Below are 13,570 nucleotides of genomic sequence, written 5' to 3'. Positions count from 1 at the left end.
AAACACAACACACACTGTATGTATGGGCCAAGAACCATGGCAGACCCTAGGGGTATGGGGCGAAGCGCTTTAATTGCAACACCATGTAACAGCGTCATAATGCAGCAGACAAGAAAAAACACACGGAGCAATGCGGGTGAGCAATTTCGAGTTTTTGCAGGCACATTCCAACGCCTTGGCCACACTGGGCGCCACGGCAGAAAAAATCTTTCCTCACGACCCGGTCAGTTGCGTGGCCAAGCTGCGCCTGCTGGCCGAGGCCATTGCCAAAGACATGGCCAACCGGCTCGGCATCCAGTTGCTGCAGCCCACCCAGGCCGAGTTGCTGCGCGCCATCGATGCCCGCCTGGGGCTGGATGCACAGGTGCGGCAAATGTTTCACTTGTTGCGCACCCGTGGCAATGAAGCCGCGCATGAAGTCGATCACCGCATTGGCTACCGCGAAGCGCTGGAAAGCCTCAAAGTCGCGCGTGAAGTGGCCCTGTGGTTTCACCGCACCTTTGGCAAGGACCCACACTTCAAGCCCGGCCCCTTTCAGCTGCCCGATGACCCCAGCCAGAAGCTCTACGCCCTGCAAAAGCAGATAGAAGATCTGCAGCGCAAGCTCAGCAGCACCGAGGCTGCCAGCAGTGACACTGCCGCGATGGCCGAGCTGCTGCGCCAGCAAGCGGAGCAGGAAAAAGCGCTGGCCGAGCAGGCCCAGCAGGAGCGCGATATTTACGAACAGCTGGCCGAAGAAGCCAGCCAGACCATTGCAGCCCTGAAGGCCGAGCTGCACAAAGCCCAGGCACAGGCCGCGCAGCAACAAGCACCAAGCAGCCAGTCCATGCGCAGCTGGAGCGAGCGCTCCCGCAAGGCGGCCAGCCTGGTGCACATGGACGAAGCCAGCACACGCCTGCTCATCGACCAGATGCTGCGCGACGCGGGCTGGGAGGCCGACACCGTCCACCTGACCCACGCCAAAGGCGCACGCCCGCAGCGCGGCAAAAACCAGGCCATTGCCGAGTGGCCCATGCAAGGCATGCAAAGCGCAGACTATGTGCTGTTTGCCGGGCTGGTGCCTGTGGCCGTGGTGGAGGCCAAGCGCCTGAACCAGAACGTGGCAGGCAAGATCAGCCAGGCAGAGCGCTATGCCCGTGCCTTTTTACCGGCCGATGGCGTGCAGGCCGCGTGGCAGCTGGCCCAGCGCGTGCAGCCCTGGGAAGACGGGCAGGGCGCGCACTTCACCATTCCCTTTGCCTACTCCTGCAATGGTCGCCCTTATGTGAAGCAGCATGAAGAAGCCAGCGGCACCTGGTTTCGTGATCTGCGCCACAGCTCCAACCTCGCCAAGCCGCTGCAGAACTTCCACTCGCCCGAAGGGCTGCTGGACATGCTCCAGCGCGACATTGCCAAGGCGCAGGAGGCGCTGGCGGCCGAAGGCCACGCCTACCTTGGCCTGCGCGACTACCAGGTCAAAGCCATCAGCGCCGTAGAAAGCGCGCTGGCGCAGGGCCAATCCAACTGCCTACTGGCCATGGCGACTGGCACGGGCAAGACGCGCACCATCATTGGCTTGATCTACCGCCTGCTCAAGGCGGAGCGCTTCAAGCGCATTCTGTTTCTGGTGGACCGCACGGCGCTGGGTGACCAGGCGCTGGAAGCCTTTGACGACGTGCTGCTGGAGCAAAACCTGCCGCTGTCCAAGCTCTATAACGTGGCCGATCTGGGCGACATGGCGGCGCAGGCCGAAGACCGCGTGCAAGTCGCCACCGTGCAGGCCATGGTCAAGCGCATCTTTGCCAGCGACAACCCGCCGCCCGTGGACCAGTTTGACTGCATCATCGTGGACGAAGCCCACCGTGGCTACACGCTGGACCAGGAAATGACCGAGGGCGAGCTGGAACTGCGTGACCAGGCCCAGTACCTGTCCACCTACCGCCGGGTGCTGGACTACTTTGATGCGGCCAAGGTGGGGCTGACCGCCACCCCCGCCAAGCACACCAGTGATATTTTTGGCAAACCTGTGTATACGTACAGCTACCGCGAAGCCGTAGCCGATGACTGGCTGATCGACCACGAGCCACCCATTCGCTACACCACGCTGCTCACGCAAAACGGCATCCACTTTGACAAGGGCGAAGCCGTGGAAAGCATCAACCTGCACACAGGCGAGGTGGACCAGGCCGAGCTGGAAGACGAGCTGCACTTTGACGTAGCCAGCTTTAACAAAGGCGTGCTCAACGACAACTTCAACCGCGTGATCTGCAACCAGCTGGCCATGGAGCTGGACCCCTTCAGCGACGAAAAGACCATGATCTTCTGTGCCACCGACACCCATGCCGACAAGGTGGTGCGCATGCTGGGCGAGGCGTTCAAGGAGCTGCATGGCGATGCCTACAACCAGGCCACCGTGGTCAAGATCACCGGCAAGAGCGACAAGGTGGACCAGCTGATCCGCCGCTACAAGAACGAGCCATTTCCCAAAGTGGCCGTCACCGTGGACTTGCTCACCACCGGCATTGATGTGCCCGCCATCTGCAATCTGGTGTTCATGCGCCGCGTGCGCTCACGCATTCTGTATGAGCAGATGATTGGCCGCGCCACGCGCCGCTGCGACAGTATCGGCAAAACCGTGTTCCGCATCTATGACCCCGTGGACCTGTACGCCACGCTGCAGGATGTGAACACCATGCAGCCGCTGGTCAAAGACCCCAAAGTCAGCATCGAGCAGCTGCTGGCCGAGCTGGACAACCCCAAATCCTACGAAGCCGCAGGCAGCAGCCCTGAGCGCCGCCATGCCGACGATGTGCTGGACCAGTTGAACCAGAAGCTCATGCGCGTGCTGCGCAAGGCCGAGCACATGGCGCAAAAGAAACCCGCGCTGAAAGCGCAGCTGCAGCAGCTGGAACAAAGCTGGGGCGTGCCACCGGCCAAGCTGCACCAGCACCTGCATGCCGTGGCCAAAAAAGACGGCGTCAAGGCTGCAGCCAACTTCCTCAAAGAAAACACCCGCCTGCTGGCCCAGCTGGGCGAAGTGCAGCAGCTCATGGGCACGGCCTACCAGCCCGTCCTTTCCACCCACCATGACGAGTTGGTGGCCCGCGAACAAAGCTGGGGCCAGTACGCCAAACCGGCAGATTATCTGGACAGCTTTGCCCGCTTTGTGCGCGAGCAGGTCAACCAGTCCGTGGCGCTGTCCGTCGTGGTCAACCGCCCCAAGGACCTCACGCGCGAGCAGCTGCGCGAAGTGCGCCTGCTGCTCGATGGTGCAGGCTACTCGGAAGCCGCGCTCAAGGCCGCGTGGCGCAACCAGAGCAACCAGGACATTGCCGCAGGCATCGTCGCCTACATCCGCCAGGCTGCGCTGGGCGAGGCGCTGCTGCCTTTCGAGGAGCGCGTCAACCGCGCCATGCAGCGCATCTACGCCATGCACAACTGGATGCCTGCGCAGCGCAGCTGGCTGGAGCGCATTGCCAAACAGCTCAAGCACGAAACCGTGGTGGACCAGAACTTTCTGAACGAAGCCTTCCGCCAGCAAGGCGGCATCAAGCAGGTCAACAAGGTGCTGGACGGCAAGCTGGACAGTGTGGTTGCCACACTCTCCGAAGCCCTGTGGCAGAAAGCCGCCTGAATGCCTGCGGTCGCTTGACCCCTTGCCATCCCTTGCTATGCTGCATGGCAAAACTTTTCATATTTCAGAAAAAAGAGCGGCTAGCGCTGGATTTATAAGCATTTCAGGCATAAAACATGCTCAAACCCATATAAATCCAGCGCTGGCAGCTATCAAAACTACAACACACCCTCTATGACCACCTCTGACATCGTCCAGAAACTCTGGAACCTTTGCGACGTGCTGCGTGACGACGGCATCAACTACAGCGACTACGTCACCGAGCTGGTGCTGCTGCTCTTTATCAAGATGGAGCATGAGAATGTGGAGTCCGGCGTCATCACCGCACCGCTGCTGCCCGAATACGCACGCTGGAAAGAACTACACAGGTTGTCAGGCCCGAACCTGATGAATCACTATAAGGAGACGCTGCTCAAGCTCTCGCGCTCGCAGGATCCGCGTCTAGCAGCCATCTATGCCGATGCGCAGACGCGCCTGAAGGAACCGCGCCATCTGGAGCAGCTCATCCGCAGCCTGGACCAGATTGACTGGTTTGACACTGACAAGGATGGCCTGGGCGACCTGTACGAAGGCCTGCTGGAAAAGAACGCCTCCGAAACCAAAAGCGGCGCAGGCCAGTACTTCACACCACGCCCGCTGATTGACGCCATGATCACCGTCATGCGCCCGCAGGTGGGCGAGACCGTGCAGGACCCGGCCGCAGGCACGGCCGGTTTCCTGATTGCCGCAGACCGCGCCATCCGCGCCCAGACGGACGATTTGCTGGAACTGACCGAAGCCCAGCGCGCCTTTCAGATTGTGGATGCCTATGTGGGCATGGAGCTGGTGCCCAACACCCGGCGCCTCGCGCTCATGAACTGCCTGCTGCACGGCATTGAAGGCCGTGGCGAAGGCGCGATTCGTCTGGGCAACACGCTGGGCAGCGCAGGCAGCCAATTGCCCAAGAGCGACATCATCCTCAGCAACCCGCCGTTTGGCACAGCCAAGGGCGGCGGCGGCCCCACACGCGATGACCTGACTTTTGCCACCAGCAACAAGCAGCTGGCCTTTGTGCAGCACATCGTGCGCCACTTGAAGGACGGTGGCCGCGCCGCCGTGGTGCTGCCGGACAATGTGCTGTTTGAAGCCGGCGTGGGCACGGACATTCGCCGCATGCTCATGGACAAATGCCGCCTGCATACCATCCTGCGTCTGCCCACGGGCATTTTTTACGCGCAGGGTGTCAAGACCAATGTGCTGTTCTTTGAAAAAGTGAGCGAATCTGCCACCGGCAGCACGGACAGCGTCTGGGTCTATGACATGCGCGCCAACGCCCCCAAGTTTGGCAAACGCACCCCGCTGACCGAGGCGCACTTTGCCGAATTTATTGCCGCATATGGCCAAGACCCCAATGGCCGCAGCGCACGTACCGATCAAGGCGAGCAGGGCCGCTGGCGCTGCTTTACACGCGAGTGGATTGCCACGGAAAAGCAGGACAGCCTGGATATTGCCTGGCTCAAGGACGATAGCGTGGAAGACGCGGCCGATTTGCCTGAGCCTGCGATGCTGGCGCGTGAAATCACCGATGAACTGAATGCCGCGCTGGAGGAGTTGGAGGGGATTTTGGCGGAGTTGGGGGAGGGTGAGGAATGACAGTAAATATTCCGAATTGGACCTCAGCAAATCTCTCAGATATTTCTTTAGTAGTGCGAGGAATCACATTTCCAGCAAGTGCTAAATTAAATGAATGGTCTATAGATCGAGTTTGTTGCCTTAGAACCAGCAATATTCAAAAGAAACTTGATTTACGAGATGTGTATTTCGTTGATCGTTCATATGTTAAAAGAGAAGAGCAAATAGTTCAGCCAGGTGACATTCTCATGTCTATGGCGAATAGCTATGAACTTGTTGGCAAGGTTGCAAGAGCCGATAACTTAATTTATCCATCAGCATTCGGTGCTTTCTTAGCCGCAGTTAGGTCGACTGATGTAATTAATGGAAGTTATTTGTTTAATTTTCTAAAAAGTAGCGAAGCTCAAAGAAAGTTGCGCGAGGGTTCGAGCCAAACAACAAATATTGCAAATATTTCCGCCAGTACGTTGGGAAAACTGGAAATTCCATTACCACCTCTTGCAGAACAACGCCGCATAGCCGACAAACTCGACACCACACTGGCGCGCGTCGATACCCTGAACGACCGACTGGCGCGCATCACCCCCTTGCTCAAACGCTTTCGCCAGTCTGTGCTGGCTGCTGCGACTTCGGGGAGGTTGACAGAGGATTGGCGATCTACGACAGGTTTTCCTCTTTGGCAAAAAAAGCTGCTATTAGATGTCTGTTTAAAGATAACTGATGGAGAACATATTTCTCCAAGAAAAATTAATGAGGGAATTCCTCTTTTAACGGCGAAAAATGTTTTGGACGGCGATCTAGATTTTTCGGTTAAAGATTTTGTTTCTAGGGAAGATGCTGAGAAATTTTGGTTGCGTTGCAAGCCGCAAATAAATGACATTTTGATATGTAGTAGAGGCACGATTGGAAGATGTGCTTTAGTCAGGGAAGAAATTGATTTTTGTTTAATGGGTACGGTTATTTTAGTAAAACCCGATGCAAATTTAATCATTCCAAAATATCTTTTCCACTATATAGCATCACCACTAATTCAAGAAGTATTAAAAGGTGCCTCTGGAGCAACCGCAGTGAGCGCACTTTATTTGCGAGATATAAAGAAATTAGAATTACTTTTGCCAAGTAGGGAAGAACAAACCGAAATCGTCCGCCGGGTCGAAATCCTGTTTGCCTTTGCCGACCGCCTGGAAGCCCGTCTGCAATCCGCCCAGACCGCGGCCGAGCGCCTGACCCCCGCGCTGCTGGCCAAGGCCTTTCGCGGCGAGCTGGTGCCGCAAGACCCCAGCGACGAACCCGCCACCGAACTCCTGCGCCGCCTGCGCGAGGCGCGTGCTGCTGACACCGCCAGCAAGCCCAAGCGTGGGCGTGCGGCCAAAGCCCCAACCGTTTCCGAATAAGCCCACACCCCGTCACACCCGCTGCCATGCCTGCACCAGACCATCGCAGCGGGCACACCACACACACCACATCCGCTATTCCCATGCGCCAGCCACTTGCCCTTGCCGCAGCTTGCGGCCATGGGCGTGGCGGGTGTTTGCCTTGTTTTGTTGAGAGAGTGAGCAAGCCTGTATGGCAATCAAATACCGCGAAGACCCCGGCCTGAAATTTCTGGCCATGTGCGACAACGATGATGTGTCCAATCTGGCGCAGATTCTGATTCATGACACCGATGGTGAGGTGCGCCGCACCAGCAGCATCCTGACTGACGAGGGCTTTACCAAGCACCTGGACGATCCGCAGAAGTGGGTCAAGAGCTGGCAGGTGGTGGCGGGTGAGCTGCAGCTGTACGGCGGTGACTCGGTGGTCAATCTGTTCCGTGGCACGGGCGTGCTGTATGAGGAAATTCTGTCGGACGTGTGCGAGCGCGTGGGCGTGAAGCTGGGCAGCGAAGAGCAAGAAATCGTGCAAAAGGAAGAAAAGCTCATCGAGTTTCTGGCCGACAAGGCCTGGGACAAGATGGACGAAGCCCAGCGCACAGAGTTTCTGGAAAAGATCAATCTGATCGAGCGCTTCAAGGACGCAAGCGGCCTGTCGCCCGTGCGCCTGGCACTGGCAACGGGTGGCGCTGCTGCCATGCTGCTGTATGAATATGTGGCGGGGGCCATGCTGGCTTCGCTGGGCGCAGGCCTGGCCGCACGCTTTGCGGGACCTATGGCTGCGCAATTCATTGGCACACGTCTGGGTGCAGCTGCTTTTGCCGGGCCTTTTGCCGTGGTGCTGGGCGTGGCGCTGACGGTGCCCATGATCTCTGGCGCGGCCTACCGCGTGACCATGCCAGCGGTGATTCAGATTGCCTATATGCGCAAGAAGTATTTGGAGAGGGACTTGTTTTGATTAATAACTTAACTGACTTGCTCGACAAGGTCTGGATCTTAGATCCCAATAGCATCAAGCCAGAATTGATTGAGGCGCTACAAAAAGGCCAGGCAGCCATCTATGACGGAGTTGCTTACTGGGCCAAGGGTAGCGGGAAGACTGGAGTCATTCAGCATCTCGACTTCATCCAAAGCAAGGCAGAGAACGCCAAGCAGATCATGGAGCAGCTGCAGTCGGTGGCATCGGCCACGCAAAATGTGGCGCAGGCGGTGCAAAGCATGCAAAACGTGCTGATGGCCGCGCAGGTGCTCAGCAGCGTGGTGGTGGTAGGCGCCATCGTGGTGCAGACGCAGTATCTGGGCCGCAAGCTGGATGCGATTCAGGACACGGTCGATGAAATCGCGCAGACCCAGCATGAGCAAAATCTGGTGTTCTACATGGACAAGATTGGCGACTACATGGGCTATGTGGAATACGCACGCAGCCTGCTGGAGGACCGCGCCATGGCCACAGAAATCCGTGAGGTGGCCACCCCCTTGCTGGCGCATCTGGGCAGCAAGCGCAACCACATTGCATCGCTGGTGGACAACATTGCAGGCTATGTAAAGAACAGCGCAGGAGAGCGCAGTGAAAGCAAGCACTTCAAGCTGATGCTGGACTTTATCCATATGCTGGTGGACATCCTGCCCGGCGCCCTGCATGCCGAGCATTTGCTGGCCGCACGCATTGGCAAACCCGCGCTGGCACAGTCGATTCTGTGGAGCGGTGCTCAGAAGTACGAACAGGTGCTGGGCAGCTACCGTGGGCTGATGAACCAGCTCAACCGTGAGATGGTGGCCGGTGCCCTGGGTCAGCAGGGTGAGCGGGTATTCATGGAATACAAGCCCAAGCTGCTGGAGCTGATGCAGTCGCCCGTCAATCAGATGCTGCTGTTCAGGCAACAGGCCAAGATCGCGTTGTAAAGCGCTCGTGGTCTTGCGCTGTAACAGCGCCTCTGCTCAAAACCGCCCTGTGCCTTGGTGCAGCAGGGCGGTTTTTTTTGTGTCTGCCTCTGGTGAGGAGGGTTAAGCCCGCTCGAAAAACCGTCCAATGCAGTGACGATGCTCAAGCCTTGGGCACAACCAGCGCTGACAGCACCTGTCCAGCCTGCGCTTCACGCTCGAGCTGGCCCAGGCGCTGCAGGCTGCTGCGTGCCTGTGCCTCTGGAATACCTGCAAAGGCCAGGCAATCGAGGTACTTGTTGCGCATTTCATCGGCAGACATGGGGTTGTAGGGCTCGCCCTTGGCCTTGTCGACACGTGCCTGCAGCTGCTGGCCGTTCTTGAGTTGCACGGTGATGACGGTCGCGCTGGGGCCGCCCTGTGCACAGACGAGCTGGTCGTCATGCTCCCAAACCCAGCAAACCACCCATGTGTGCGCTCCACGACCCAGCGATGCCTGCCCAGTTTCTCGCTGCTTTCAACACCGCGTCTTGCGATACGGCTGAGGATTCCACGCTTTTTCAGATGAGACCTGCACCGCGGGTAGTCATATCCCTTATCTGCATGAAGCTTGTGGGGCCGCCTGCGAGGGCGGCCTTGCAGCCCTTTGACTGCAGGTATGGCATCCACACACGACTCAAACATCTTGGAGTCATGTCTGTTGGCTGCACTCACAAGGACGACCAATGGGATGCCCTGAGCATCTACGATGATGTGTCGCTTGGAGCCTAACTTGCCTCTATCTGTGGGGTTTGGGCCTGTTTCTTGGCCCCCCGGGGGCTTGGCACCGAAGAGCCATCAATGCTGGCTCGGTTCCAATCAATTGGGTCATGTTCGCGAAGGCGAACCAGCATGGCGTGATTTTCTAGAACTCCAGATTGTCAATCAGCCGTGTGTTGCCTAAACGCGCAGCGCCCAATGCGACCAGGCTGGAAGCTTGAATGTCTGCTGGCGCAGGCGGCAGAAGATCATTGCGACGGCGAACGGTCAGATAATCAGGCTCCCAGCCCAGGGCCGATAGCTGTGCCATGGCCTGCGCTTCCAGCTCGGCCAGCGCAGAAGTGCCCTGCAGAGCCTGTTCGGCGAGCCACTGCAGCTGTGCATACAGTGCACGGGCCTGGTTGCGTTGCTCCGGTTCCAGATAGCCATTGCGTGAGCTCAGCGCCAGTCCGTCTTCAGCGCGCTGGGTATCAACGCCAACAATCTCTATCGGCATGGCAAACTGCTGCACCATGTGGCGGATGACCAATAGTTGCTGGTAGTCCTTTTTGCCAAATACGGCAACGCCCCCCACCGAATGACCAAAAACGCAGTGAAACAGCTTCATGACGACAGTGCTCACGCCGGTAAAGAAGCCTGGACGGAACTGTCCTTCGAGGATGTCGGCCAGTGCAGGATCTGGGTGAACCTTGAATGTCTGGGGTTGAGGGTAGAGGTCAACCTCCTTAGGGGCGAACAGCACATCACAGCCCAGTGAAGCGAGCTTGGCACAATCAGATTCAAACGTGCGTGGATAGCTGTCGAAGTCTTCGTGCGGCAGAAACTGCAGACGATTGACGAAGATGCTGACAACCGTCACGTCTGCAAGTGTTTGCGCATGGCGCACCAAGGAAAGGTGCCCCTCATGCAGATTACCCATGGTCGGGACAAAGCCGGGGCGGCCGCGGCCGGCCAAAGCCTGGCGCAAAGCATCTGTGGTGTGAACGATTTGCATAGGTGAAATATCTCGAAGATGCTGAGCCTGTGTTTACCAAGCGTGCAGAGCGTTGTCGGGAAAGCTGCCTGCTTTGACCGCCTGGACATAGGCTTGCATGGCTCCCTTGATGCTGTCTGCGCCTTCCATGAAGTTGCGCACAAATTTAGGCATCTTGCCCAGATTCATGCCAAGCATGTCATGCAGCACCAGCACCTGGCCTGCAGTTCCGTTGCCTGCGCCAATCCCTATGGTGTGGCAATGCACCAATTCCTGGGTAATGCTGGCTGCCAAGCTTGCAGGAACCATCTCCAGCACCAACATGCTTGCACCAGCCTCCTGCAGCTGCAGTGACTGCTCGCGCAGCAATTGCGCGGCAGACTCGTCTCTGCCTTGAACACGATAGCCGCCCAGAGCGTAAACGGTCTGGGGCGTCAGGCCAAGATGGGCGCAGACGGGCACGCCTCGAGCGGCCAGGAACTCAACGGTTTTGACAGTCCAGCCGCCACCTTCAAGCTTCACCATGTGAGCGCCAGCCTGCATCAAACTGCACGCGTTGCGCATCGCCTGCTCGGGACTTTCTGCATAACTGCCGTAGGGCAGGTCGGCTACCAGCCAGGCGCTACCCTGGCTGCGATGAATGCCTCGAGCGACGCTAGCCGTGTGATAGACCATGTCTTCCATGGTGACACCCACCGTGCTGTGGCGTCCCTGACATACCATGCCCAGAGAGTCTCCGATCAAGATGCAATCTACGCCTGCGGCATCGGCGACTGCTGCAAACGTTGCATCGTAGGCTGTGAGCATGGCGATTTTTTCACCCTGTGCACGCATCTGTGCCAAGCGAGGCAGGCTGACCGGCTTACGCCCAGGCATGGGTGAGGCTGGGGGAATGGTGCCGTAAGGTGTCCCAGAAGAAACGCTGGCCTTGGAGTCCGTCGTATTGCTCATGTCCGTACACTTTCATTCAGAAGTTAACGGCCGCTAACCAATCCCTTGATCCAGCACTGCTCAGTCAGCGCCTTGAGGGTTTGGCTTATTTCTTGAACTGTCAGCGGCTTTCAAGTGCGGAGCCTGCCGTGCTGGCAGGCAAGATCCACAGGGCGCTTATGCCCTGTGCGTAGCTGTCAGGTGTGGGCGACAAAGTCTTAAAGAGACTGTGTAGGAACTTTATGGCGCAGCTCTGTCTGGCGGTTGTTGTCATCCACAAAAACCAGTTGCGGCTGGTGATTGGCGACATCTTTTTCATGAACCTGGGCAAAAGCGGCAATGATGAGCAAATCACCCACCGCAGCACGGCGAGCGGCCGAGCCATTGACCGAAATCATGCCGCTGCCACGTTGCCCCTTGATTGCGTACGTGACAAAACGCTCACCGTTGTCAATGTTCCAGATGTGAATCTGCTCGTTTTCTGCAATATTTGCGGCATCGAGCAAATCCTCATCAATGGCACACGAACCCTCATAGTGCAGCTCGCACTGCGTGGTTTTGACGCGATGAATCTTTGACTTCAAAAGTGTACGAAACATATATCTCCCTGCTTATTTATTTTGGGTAGTCACCAGGCAAGGCTAAATTGAAATGCCGGTGATCTTGAGCGTTTGCGCACAAGGCGCGGATTATGCGGAGTCTGCCCAATGAACTCGGCATCTGCAATGGCGAGTAGCCACTTCGTGTATTGGAACTGCTTTGCCGTGCACCAAATACCAGTTCCTGTCTTTTACAAATCAGGGGCGGGAGCAAGTGAAAAAAGCCAGGATCAGGCCCAAGGTTGAACATGCCCTCAGGGTGATCAAATGCCAATTCGGACACCGCAAGGTCCGCTATTGAGGTTTGCAGAAGAACACCCCGCAGCTACACACCTTATTTGCCTTAGCCAACTTGTGGATGGTTCCTGGGGCGTGTCATCAATTGAGCCATATGGCGATTGCTGCCAGATAAATGCCTCCCAAGAACGCATCTGCAGTTTTGTCGTAGCGTGTTGCAATACAGCGGTACTGCTTCAAGCGTGCAAAGAAGTTCTCGATGAGGTGACGTGCTTTGCATAAGTGTTTGTCGTCCGGGCGTTTTTCTTTGCAGCACCTGCGACTGGGAATAACCACTTGTTTGCCTTGTCGCAAGAGCGGTTCAACGACTCGCTCTTGTGCGTCATAGCCCTTATCGGCTAAGACGGCTGCAGCAGGAATGGATGCGATTAGATGACACACCCTAAGCGCTTGCTGAAAACACCAGAAAACAGGGCTTAAATGCATGGCCTCAAAGGCCAATGCCCGCCAAAAGGCGGGCATTGAAGCTGGCTTGAAGATGAAAACCACCTCTGTTTGGACACATCGGGGGCTACAAGCACACCAGAGCACTATTTGTGCAGAGCTTGCTTAGGGTGTTGTTGGCTCATGTCAGGGAGCTGTCTCATCCGGCACATAGATGATCTCGCCACTTTCCAGCCGGTAGGCCGTACCCACGCGCTGGCCCTGGCGGGCGCTGTTGCCTTCGGCCTGGGCGTCACCGGCCACGTAGCGTGAGACTTTACCGCCTTCGCGGGTGATGATTTCCATGTCTGGCTGGCCGGGGTTTTTCACCACGGTGAAGTCCTTGGCGGTGAGCATGTCGGCAATGCGCAGGTTGGACACCAGCGCAATCATCAGCGCCAGCGCAAATACCAGGGCCACATCGAACAGGTTGATCAGAAAGCCCATGGGGTCCATGTCGTCGCTGTCGCCACCGCGCAGCAGGGAGCGGCGGCGCTTCATGCCTTGTCTCCGCGCAGGCGGGCGCTGACCAGATCCAGCAGCGACAAATCGTCCATGGCCCAGCGCTGGGTGGTCTGGTGCAGCATGAAGCCAATGGCACCAATCACCAGTCCGACCACGGTCGTGGCAAAGGCGACTTCCATCTTGCGCGCCAGCACAGCAATGTCGCCGCCTGCCAGGGCTACCAGTGCGGGGCCCAGCGGAATCAGCGTGCCCATCAGCCCCAGCAGGGGGCCAATGCGTGTCATGGTGCGAAACAGCGCCAGGCGCTGGTCAACAGCCAGTTCAAACTCGGTGACTACGCGCTCATGCCAGACCGGGTCAGCAGGTGCTTTCCGCAGTGCCTGCAGGGCCTGACGCAAGGCGTCTTTGGGGCGAACGCAGGCTTGCTCCAGTGTGTCGAGCAGCTGCGTTGCGGGAATGTCTGCCAGCGTGCCCATGTGATGTCTGCGGCGCAGGCGGTCGCTCCATTGGCCATAAAAGCCGCCCAGTGCCAGCAGGCCGCGCGCCAGCAGGTAGAGGATGGCGACCACCACCGGCACTTGCAGCGCGGTGGAGATCCAGGACAGGGTGTAAATCAACGATTCCATAAAACTTGTGTGTCAGAGAG

General features: G+C 57.8%; 12 protein-coding genes and 2 pseudogenes. 6 read left to right on the top strand and 8 right to left on the bottom strand.

The genetic code is table 11. The annotated features are described in order from the left end of the window. Positions 1–130: 130 nt before the first annotated feature. From hsdR to B5M06_RS13850, 5 genes are all read left to right on the top strand, one after another. On the top strand, positions 131–3,613 hold the full coding sequence (gene hsdR / locus B5M06_RS13870; protein WP_054066593.1) for a type I restriction-modification system endonuclease: 3,483 nt from the start codon (positions 131–133) through the stop codon (positions 3,611–3,613). A gap of 174 nt (positions 3,614–3,787) precedes the next feature. Beyond that, entirely contained in the window at positions 3,788–5,245 is a 1,458-nt protein-coding gene (locus tag B5M06_RS13865; RefSeq protein WP_054066612.1) for a class I SAM-dependent DNA methyltransferase, read from the top strand. Next, positions 5,242–6,618, top strand: coding sequence for a restriction endonuclease subunit S (locus B5M06_RS13860; RefSeq protein WP_080025264.1), 1,377 nt, complete (start codon positions 5,242–5,244; stop codon positions 6,616–6,618). Before B5M06_RS13865 ends, B5M06_RS13860 begins: the two co-directional genes overlap by 4 nt. 172 nt (positions 6,619–6,790) lie before the next feature. Then, the gene (locus B5M06_RS13855) at positions 6,791–7,555 is read left to right on the top strand and encodes a DUF3944 domain-containing protein (protein ID WP_054065329.1); all 765 of its coding nucleotides are present in this window, start codon (positions 6,791–6,793) and stop codon (positions 7,553–7,555) included. Then, entirely contained in the window at positions 7,552–8,499 is a 948-nt protein-coding gene (locus B5M06_RS13850; RefSeq protein ID WP_162777367.1) for a hypothetical protein, read from the top strand. Before B5M06_RS13855 ends, B5M06_RS13850 begins: the two co-directional genes overlap by 4 nt. 142 nt (positions 8,500–8,641) lie before the next feature. On the opposite strand, the gene B5M06_RS17105 is transcribed toward B5M06_RS13850, so the two are convergent. The 5 genes and pseudogenes from B5M06_RS17105 to panD all read right to left on the bottom strand — a co-directional run bounded on the left by B5M06_RS17105 (position 8,642) and on the right by panD (position 11,739). Continuing rightward, entirely contained in the window at positions 8,642–8,944 is a 303-nt protein-coding gene (locus B5M06_RS17105; protein WP_054065328.1) for a hypothetical protein, read from the bottom strand. Next, positions 8,920–9,374, bottom strand: a pseudogene (locus tag B5M06_RS13845) (IS5 family transposase); the annotation flags it as partial. The gene B5M06_RS17105 and the pseudogene B5M06_RS13845, both read right to left, overlap by 25 nt. An 8-nt stretch (positions 9,375–9,382) precedes the next feature. Beyond that, complete coding sequence (gene panC, locus B5M06_RS13840) at positions 9,383–10,231, bottom strand: pantoate--beta-alanine ligase (protein ID WP_054065326.1); 849 nt, start codon at positions 10,229–10,231, stop codon at positions 9,383–9,385. A gap of 33 nt (positions 10,232–10,264) precedes the next feature. Continuing rightward, the gene (gene panB, locus B5M06_RS13835) at positions 10,265–11,161 is read right to left on the bottom strand and encodes a 3-methyl-2-oxobutanoate hydroxymethyltransferase (protein WP_054065325.1); all 897 of its coding nucleotides are present in this window, start codon (positions 11,159–11,161) and stop codon (positions 10,265–10,267) included. Between the two features lie 197 nt (positions 11,162–11,358). After that, positions 11,359–11,739: an aspartate 1-decarboxylase gene (panD, locus tag B5M06_RS13830; protein ID WP_054065324.1), complete on the bottom strand. Its 381-nt coding sequence runs from the start codon at positions 11,737–11,739 to the stop codon at positions 11,359–11,361. A 220-nt stretch (positions 11,740–11,959) separates the two neighbouring features. Between panD and B5M06_RS13825 the strand changes: the two are divergent. Next, a pseudogene (locus tag B5M06_RS13825) lies at positions 11,960–12,151 on the top strand (transposase); the annotation flags it as partial. Here the strand turns inward: B5M06_RS13825 and B5M06_RS13820 are convergent. From B5M06_RS13820 to B5M06_RS13810, 3 genes are all read right to left on the bottom strand, one after another. Next, positions 12,118–12,525 carry a transposase gene (locus B5M06_RS13820; protein ID WP_082360161.1) on the bottom strand — a complete coding sequence of 136 codons (408 nt, stop codon included), beginning with the start codon at positions 12,523–12,525 and terminating at the stop codon, positions 12,118–12,120. The pseudogene B5M06_RS13825 and the gene B5M06_RS13820 sit on opposite strands and share 34 nt — an antisense overlap. Before the next feature lie 81 nt (positions 12,526–12,606). Next, a complete protein-coding gene (locus tag B5M06_RS13815) occupies positions 12,607–12,960 on the bottom strand; it encodes a DUF2149 domain-containing protein (protein ID WP_054065323.1) in 354 nt (117 codons plus the stop codon). Beyond that, on the bottom strand, positions 12,957–13,550 hold the full coding sequence (locus B5M06_RS13810; RefSeq protein ID WP_054065322.1) for a MotA/TolQ/ExbB proton channel family protein: 594 nt from the start codon (positions 13,548–13,550) through the stop codon (positions 12,957–12,959). Before B5M06_RS13810 ends, B5M06_RS13815 begins: the two co-directional genes overlap by 4 nt. Positions 13,551–13,570 lie beyond the last annotated feature (20 nt).

The organism is Comamonas kerstersii, assembly GCF_002056725.1.
GTDB classification, from domain to species: Bacteria; Pseudomonadota; Gammaproteobacteria; order Burkholderiales; family Burkholderiaceae_C; genus Comamonas; species Comamonas kerstersii.
This window is presented reverse-complemented; position numbering and strand designations above follow the sequence as displayed.

Coding starts and splice junctions, on each gene's coding strand:
- hsdR (WP_054066593.1), top strand. CDS start 131: ATGCGGGTGAGCAATTTCGAGTTTTTGCAGGCACATTCCAACGCCTTG.
- B5M06_RS13865 (WP_054066612.1), top strand. CDS start 3,788: ATGACCACCTCTGACATCGTCCAGAAACTCTGGAACCTTTGCGACGTG.
- B5M06_RS13860 (WP_080025264.1), top strand. CDS start 5,242: ATGACAGTAAATATTCCGAATTGGACCTCAGCAAATCTCTCAGATATT.
- B5M06_RS13855 (WP_054065329.1), top strand. CDS start 6,791: ATGGCAATCAAATACCGCGAAGACCCCGGCCTGAAATTTCTGGCCATG.
- panC (WP_054065326.1), bottom strand. CDS start 10,231: ATGCAAATCGTTCACACCACAGATGCTTTGCGCCAGGCTTTGGCCGGC.
- panB (WP_054065325.1), bottom strand. CDS start 11,161: ATGAGCAATACGACGGACTCCAAGGCCAGCGTTTCTTCTGGGACACCT.
- panD (WP_054065324.1), bottom strand. CDS start 11,739: ATGTTTCGTACACTTTTGAAGTCAAAGATTCATCGCGTCAAAACCACG.
- B5M06_RS13815 (WP_054065323.1), bottom strand. CDS start 12,960: ATGAAGCGCCGCCGCTCCCTGCTGCGCGGTGGCGACAGCGACGACATG.
- B5M06_RS13810 (WP_054065322.1), bottom strand. CDS start 13,550: ATGGAATCGTTGATTTACACCCTGTCCTGGATCTCCACCGCGCTGCAA.